This is a genomic window from Bradyrhizobium sp. INPA03-11B (assembly GCF_040446015.1).
GTDB classification, from domain to species: domain Bacteria; phylum Pseudomonadota; class Alphaproteobacteria; order Rhizobiales; family Xanthobacteraceae; genus Bradyrhizobium; species Bradyrhizobium macuxiense_A.
In genome coordinates, this window is record NZ_JASGSR010000265.1 from 1 (window position 1) to 1,220 (window position 1,220).

Genomic DNA, 1,220 nt, shown 5'->3' on the forward strand with positions numbered 1-1,220 from the left:
AAGACTGCCTCCCAAAAGAAGCCTTGAATCTGATTTGCTCTCAAAAGGGAATCCTTAGAGTCCACACCACCTAGCGCTTGTCGTCGCTCTGCTTGTCCGTGTCACTCGGCGGCTGCAGGCCAGGACTGTTGGCCCAGCGGTCGAGTTCCTCGATAACCCGCCGGTGGCTCGGCCGTAGCTTGGATGGACCACCGGGCTCTTGCGACAGCTTGCGGGGCAGCTTGACCTGTTCTGGCATGGCTAGTCTCCAGAGCTGGGCAGTACGCACGATACAGGCAGCGATCGCTACGCACGCGATTTCAGAAGGTCCCGAATCTCGGTGAGCAGTTCCTGCTCTTTGGTCGGCTTCGGCGGCTCGGCCGGCGCCGCGGGTGCTTCGCGCTTGAGCTGGTTCATCAGGCGCACCACGATGAACAGCACGAAGGCGACGATCAGGAAGTTCAGCGTCAGGGTCAGGAAGTTGCCCCAGGCCAGCACGGCGCCCTGCTTCTTGGCATCGGCGAGGTTCGTTGCCGTCACCGACTTCGAGAGCGCGGTAAAATGGTTGGAGAAGTCGAGGCCACCGCTCATCGCGCCGATAATCGGCATGATGATGTCGGCCACCATCGACGACACGATCGCGCCGAACGCCGCGCCGATGATCACGCCGACGGCGAGATCAACGACGTTGCCCTTCATCGCGAATTCCCTGAATTCCTTCAGCATGTGATCTCCTGTTCGAAAAATTGCGGGACGGCCTGGCGACTGGATCGCCGGTCGAAAACAAAGGTGTGAAAATTACTAGCGATCGGCCGGCTTCGCCGGCGCCGCGACCGGCTGCACGGGAGCGGCTTGCTCCCACGGCGCTGGCAGGATGACCCGTGCCGGCGGCAGGATCTGCGAAGCGCGCTGCACATTCGGACTTGCCGGCTGCGGCGCGTCGCCGGAATTATCCGCGCGGGCGATGGCGATCGTGATGCCGAGCGCCAATGCTGCGAACCCAAGTCCCGTTGCAAGTCCCGTTGCAAGTCCCGCGCCGATCGATGCGGCAGCGACGCCGGTCCGCGGCCTGTTCAGGATGGCAAGATGGGATGAGGTCATCGCAACTGCTCCTCACGCAATACACATCGTTTCGGAGCCGTGCAGGACGCGAAGGCCTTGCACGGCTCAGGGAGGGCCGGTCGTCAGGTCTTGATGTCGGCCGGCAGCTTGCCGCCATTGGCGGCGAGCTTGGCCATCAC

3 protein-coding genes are annotated in these 1,220 nt (G+C 62.8%); all 3 read right to left on the reverse strand.

The window, feature by feature from the left end; genetic code table 11:
• Positions 1 to 70: 70 nt before the first annotated feature.
• Positions 71 to 238, reverse strand: a complete 168-nt coding sequence (locus QMZ05_RS40825; protein WP_167351838.1) for a hypothetical protein — start codon at positions 236 to 238, stop codon at positions 71 to 73.
• A gap of 47 nt (positions 239 to 285) precedes the next feature.
• Complete coding sequence (gene mscL, locus QMZ05_RS40830; RefSeq protein WP_279710090.1) at positions 286 to 705, reverse strand: large conductance mechanosensitive channel protein MscL; 420 nt, start codon at positions 703 to 705, stop codon at positions 286 to 288.
• A 75-nt stretch (positions 706 to 780) separates the two neighbouring features.
• On the reverse strand, positions 781 to 1,080 hold the full coding sequence (locus QMZ05_RS40835; RefSeq protein ID WP_353705889.1) for a hypothetical protein: 300 nt from the start codon (positions 1,078 to 1,080) through the stop codon (positions 781 to 783).
• Positions 1,081 to 1,220: the final 140 nt, after the last annotated feature.

Bases quoted from the DNA above. Each gene is read 5' to 3' on its own strand.
- QMZ05_RS40825 (WP_167351838.1), bottom strand. From the start codon at position 238: ATGCCAGAACAGGTCAAGCTGCCCCGCAAGCTGTCGCAAGAGCCCGGT.
- mscL (WP_279710090.1), bottom strand. From the start codon at position 705: ATGCTGAAGGAATTCAGGGAATTCGCGATGAAGGGCAACGTCGTTGAT.
- QMZ05_RS40835 (WP_353705889.1), bottom strand. From the start codon at position 1,080: ATGACCTCATCCCATCTTGCCATCCTGAACAGGCCGCGGACCGGCGTC.